Below are 4,798 nucleotides of genomic sequence, written 5' to 3'. Positions count from 1 at the left end.
CGCCCTCGGAAAACTCGCGCTCGGCCTCGCGTTCCATCAACATGCGCACGCGGTTGGTCAGGCGCGCGATTTCATTCGATTGCCGGGTCACAACGTCGGACAGGTCATCGACCGCCGCGCGCAGATGGGCCAGTTCTTCTTCCAGTCGGGTGATGCGTTCGCTTTCCATGCGCCCTGCATAGCCGATTCATAAGAAATTCACAGACCCCAATTCACCCTCGCCTTGCCCCGAGGCGTCCCATCCGCTATGCCCCGCGCGAACCCCATAGCGATGGATAATAGCGATGGCCAAGGACAATAAACCCCGGCGCCCCAAGGCTGAGACGCCCAAGGGCTTCCGCGACTATTTTGGCGCGGACGTGACCGAGCGCAATGAAATGCTCGACACGATTGCCGCGGTGTATCATCGCCATGGCTTCGATCCGCTGGAAACCTCGGCCGTGGAAACCGTCGAGGCGCTGGGAAAATTCCTGCCTGATGTCGACCGTCCCAATGACGGCGTGTTCGCGTGGCAGGAAGAGGACAGCGATTGGCTGGCGCTGCGCTATGACATGACCGCGCCGTTGGCCCGCGTTGCCGCGCAATTCCGTAACGAATTGCCGACCCCCTATCGCCGCTATGCGATGGGTCCGGTGTGGCGCAATGAAAAGCCCGGTCCGGGCCGGTTCCGCCAGTTCTATCAATGCGACGCCGACACGGTGGGCGCCGCCACCGTCGCCGCCGATGCCGAGATCTGCGCCATGCTGGCCGACACGCTGGAGGCGGTGGGCATTCCGCACGGCGATTACATCGTCCGGGTCAATAACCGCAAGGTTCTGAACGGGGTTCTGGACGCGACCGGCGTCGCCGATGCTGACCAGCAGGCCAGTGTTCTGCGCACCATCGACAAGTTCGACAAGGTGGGCGAATCCGGCGTGCGCGAGTTGCTGGGCAAGGGGCGTCTGGATGCCTCGGGCGCGTTTATCGACGGGGTTGGCCTGACCGATGAACAGGCAGGCCCGGTGATCGCGTTCCTGACCTCGAAAGGCGATGACGCCGAAACCACGCTGGCCAACTTGCGCGCCGCAGTTGGCGACTCGCAGATCGGGCAGGATGGTATTGCCGAACTGGAAGAAATCGCCGCGCTGCTGGCGGCACGGGGTTATGGCCCCGACCGCATTCAGATCGACCCCTCGGTCGTGCGCGGCCTTGGCTATTACACCGGCCCGGTGTTCGAGGCCGAATTGACCTTTGAAATCCTCGACGAAAAGGGCCGCCCGCGCCAGTTCGGCTCGGTCGCCGGGGGCGGGCGCTATGACGATCTGGTCAAGCGCTTTACCGGTCAGACCGTGCCTGCGACCGGCGTGTCGATCGGCGTTGATCGCCTGTTGGCAGCGCTGCGGGCCAAGGGTCGGATGGGCGGCGTCGATCATGGCCCGGTGGTTGTGACCGTGATGGACCGCGACCGCATGGCTGATTATCAGATCATGGCCGCTGAATTGCGCGCCGCCGGGATCCGGGCTGAGGTCTATCTGGGCAACCCCAAGAATTTCGGCAACCAGTTGAAATATGCCGACAAGCGCAACTCGCCCGTCGCCGTCATCCAAGGCAGCGACGAGGCCAACCGTGGCGTGGTTCAGGTCAAGGACCTGATCCTTGGTGCGAAAATCGCCGCCAGTGCCAGCCTTGAAGAATGGAAATCGCAACCGGCTCAGTTCGAAGTCGCGCGCACCGATCTGGTGGCTGAAATCCGCAAGATCCTCGACGGGGCCGAGGGCTGATATGATCGACGCATCCGCCATTCGCGCCAAGTCCGAACAGCTGTTCAACCACTTCCAGTCCGCTGGCGCCGCCGCTGTCGAGACCGACATCCTGCAACCGGCCGACACGCTGCTGGACCTTTATGGCGAAGACATCCGTGGCCGCGCCTATGTCACCACCGACCCGCTGCGGGGCGAGGTGATGCTGCGCCCCGATTTCACCGTGCCGGTGGTGCAGATGCACATGCAAAACGGCGCCGAGCCCGCCCGCTATACCTACATGGGCAAGGTGTTCCGCAAGCAAGAGCACGAACTGGGCCGCTCCAGCGAATTCTTTCAGGTCGGATACGAGGTCTTTGACCGCGCCGATCCCATCGCCGCCGATGCCGAGGTCTTTGCCCTGATCGCCGACGCCCTGCGGCCGCTGAACCTGCGCGCCGCGACCGGCGATTTCGGCATCCTTCTGGCCGCGATCGACGGGCTTAAGACAACCGATCGCCGCAAGGCCGCGCTGCGTCGCCACCTGTGGCGCCCGCGCCGGTTCCGCGCCTTGCTGGACCGTTTCGGTGGCCGCAGCCCGGCGCCCGAAACCCGGGTGAAACTGCTGGCCGTCGCCGATGCCATGGGGATTCCGGCGCTGATGGATAAGGCCGGCCCGGAAATCGGCCTGCGCCGCCGCGCCGAGGTCGAAACCCGCATCCTTGCCCTGCAGGAAGACGCCGCCACCGCGCCGATCTCGCGCGGCGAACTTGAGGTGCTGGATCACATCCTTGCCCTGCGCGAAACCGCCCCGAACGCGCTGGAACACCTGCGCGATATCGCGGTCGATCTGCCGCATATCCTGCCGGCTGTTCAGCGGATCGAACAACGCCTCGCCGCGCTGGCGGATCGCGGCGTCGATGTGTCGGCGCTGGATTTCGAGGCCAGCTATGGCCGCACCACGATGGAATATTACGACGGGTTCGTCTTCGGCTTTTACGCCGAAACCCGCCCCGATCTGCCGCCGGTCGCCAGCGGCGGCCGCTACGACGCGCTGACCCGCGTGCTGGGGCAGGGGCGCTCGATCCCGGCGGTGGGCGGCGTGATCCGGCCCGCCGAATTGCTGACCCTGACGGAGGCCGCGCAATGACCCTGAAACTGGGTGTGCCGTCCAAAGGGCGGCTGATGGAGAAAACCTTTGATTGGTTTGCCGAACGCGGTGTCGGTCTGCGCCGCACCGGCTCGGATCGCGAATATGCGGGCGCGGTCGAAGGCATCGAAGGCGTCGAACTGGTGCTGCTGTCCGCCGGTGAAATTCCGCGCGAACTGGCCGCCGGGCGCATTCATCTGGGGGTGACCGGCTCGGATCTGGTGCGCGAGAAAATCGCCGATTGGGACAACAAGCTGCGGCAACTGGCGCCGATGGGCTTCGGCCACGCCGACCTGATCATCGCCGTGCCGAAATTTTGGGCCGATGTCGATACGCTGGACGATCTCGACGCCGCCGCCGCCGCCTTCCGCGCCCAGCATGGCTTCCGCCTGCGGATCGCCACGAAATACCACCGTCTGGTGCGCGAGTTCCTGCGCGAGGCCGGCGTGGCCGATTATCAACTGGTCGACAGCCAGGGCGCCACCGAAGGCACGGTCAAGAACCTGACCGCCGAGGCCATCGCCGACATCACCTCGACCGGCGAGACCCTGCGCGCCAACCACCTGAAAATCCTGTCCGACGGTTGCATCCATCAAAGTCAGGCAACGCTGTTCCGCGCCCGCCGCACCGGGTGGACCGCCGACATGCGCCGCAACTATACCGACCTGATCGCGCGGCTGGGCCTGCATCCCTGAGCCCCGGCGCGCCCCGGTCTTTTTCTTGGCAAAAATACTCAAATCCGCCGCGCCGTAAGGCGCGGCGCTCGTTGTTACCGCAGGCCGATCTCGGCCAGCGCCGCCGACAGGCTGGCGGGCAACTCGTCATCATCGCGGCGGGCCACTGGCAGGTCGGCGGGGCTGTCGCCGGGCGCCAGATAGCGCCAGCCCTGAAACGGGCGTCGCGGGGCAGGGTGGGTGCGGGTCACTTCGGCGGACAGCACGATGCCACAACGGCGGATGCCATCGGCGCCGATCACCTCCTCCAGCCGGATTATCTGCTGCCGGGCAAGAATCACACCCTTGAACACCCAATAGAGCGAGCCACCATTCAGCAGTTCGGCCTCGCGTTTCGGCCACATCCGGGTGACATGGCGGGGCAGCGCGCCGCCGGTTTCGGCCCGGCGCACCGCAAGCCAGCCGGTCAAATCCTCGACCGTCTCGGCGCCGACGCAAAGTTTCACAAGATTAACAGTGTTATCCACAGATTCATCCCCACCAAGGATACATATGGTAGTCGAATTTGCGCCGACTTCAAACTCTAGTGGTCAGGGCGTCCAAAATCCTTGTGAGGATTTTCTCCCGGGGTTAATGTGTATGTCTGCCGAATGGAGGATTTCGCACATGACCCGCTTCGCCGCACCGATCGCTGAACAGATCTGGGATATGAAATACCGTCTCAAGTCCGCTGACGGTGCCCCCGTTGATCTGACGGTCGAGGACAGCTGGCGGCGGATCGCCCGGGCTTTGGCCGAGGTCGAAACCGACTCGGCGGCGTGGGAAGCGAAATTCTATGACGCGCTGGAAGATTTCAAATATCTGCCCGCGGGCCGCATCACCGCCGGGGCAGGCACGGCGCGGGCGGTGACGCTGTTCAACTGCTTTGTCATGGGCACAATTCCCGACAGCATGGGCGGCATTTTCGACATGCTGAAAGAGGCCGCACTGACCATGCAGCAGGGCGGCGGCATCGGCTATGATTTTTCGACCATCCGCCCGCGCGGGGCCGGGGTCAAAGGCGTGGCGGCGGATGCTTCGGGGCCGCTGTCGTTCATGGATGTCTGGGACGCGATGTGCCGCACCATCATGTCGGCCGGCAGCCGCCGTGGCGCGATGATGGCGACGATGCGCTGCGACCACCCCGATATCGAGCAATTCATTACCGCCAAGCAAGACCCGGCGCGCTTGCGCAATTTCAACCTGTCGGTTCTGGT

The 4,798-nt window shown here is 64.5% G+C and carries 6 protein-coding genes; 4 read left to right on the top strand and 2 right to left on the bottom strand.

Annotated elements, in window-relative coordinates:
• On the bottom strand, positions 1–169 hold a 169-nt coding region (locus tag ABYW26_RS10685; RefSeq protein WP_372604835.1), incomplete at its 3' end, for a SlyX family protein.
• Positions 170–284: 115 nt separating this feature from the next.
• Between ABYW26_RS10685 and hisS the strand changes: the two genes are divergently transcribed.
• The 3 genes from hisS to hisG are packed head-to-tail and all read left to right on the top strand — an operon-like array spanning position 285 to position 3,563.
• Positions 285–1,760: a histidine--tRNA ligase gene (gene hisS, locus ABYW26_RS10680; RefSeq protein ID WP_372604834.1), complete on the top strand. Its 1,476-nt coding sequence runs from the start codon at positions 285–287 to the stop codon at positions 1,758–1,760.
• A 1-nt stretch (position 1,761) separates the two neighbouring features.
• Positions 1,762–2,868: an ATP phosphoribosyltransferase regulatory subunit gene (locus ABYW26_RS10675; RefSeq protein WP_372604833.1), complete on the top strand. Its 1,107-nt coding sequence runs from the start codon at positions 1,762–1,764 to the stop codon at positions 2,866–2,868.
• Positions 2,865–3,563, top strand: a complete 699-nt coding sequence (hisG, locus tag ABYW26_RS10670) for an ATP phosphoribosyltransferase (protein WP_372604831.1) — start codon at positions 2,865–2,867, stop codon at positions 3,561–3,563. Before ABYW26_RS10675 ends, hisG begins: the two co-directional genes overlap by 4 nt.
• 74 nt (positions 3,564–3,637) lie before the next feature.
• Here the strand turns inward: hisG and ABYW26_RS10665 are convergent, their stop codons facing one another.
• On the bottom strand, positions 3,638–4,069 hold the full coding sequence (locus ABYW26_RS10665; RefSeq protein WP_372604830.1) for a DUF1489 family protein: 432 nt from the start codon (positions 4,067–4,069) through the stop codon (positions 3,638–3,640).
• A 139-nt stretch (positions 4,070–4,208) separates the two neighbouring features.
• Between ABYW26_RS10665 and ABYW26_RS10660 the strand changes: the two genes are divergently transcribed.
• Positions 4,209–4,798: ribonucleotide reductase N-terminal alpha domain-containing protein (locus ABYW26_RS10660; RefSeq protein WP_372604829.1), on the top strand; the 590-nt coding region annotated here is incomplete at its 3' end.

The organism is Actibacterium sp. (assembly GCF_041584535.1).
Classification (GTDB): Bacteria; Pseudomonadota; Alphaproteobacteria; order Rhodobacterales; family Rhodobacteraceae; genus Actibacterium_D.
The sequence above is the reverse complement of the archived record's forward strand: the minus strand, read 5'-3'. Positions and strand labels throughout refer to the sequence as shown.

Coding starts and splice junctions, on each gene's coding strand:
- ABYW26_RS10675 (WP_372604833.1), top strand. CDS start 1,762: ATGATCGACGCATCCGCCATTCGCGCCAAGTCCGAACAGCTGTTCAAC.
- hisS (WP_372604834.1), top strand. CDS start 285: ATGGCCAAGGACAATAAACCCCGGCGCCCCAAGGCTGAGACGCCCAAG.
- hisG (WP_372604831.1), top strand. CDS start 2,865: ATGACCCTGAAACTGGGTGTGCCGTCCAAAGGGCGGCTGATGGAGAAA.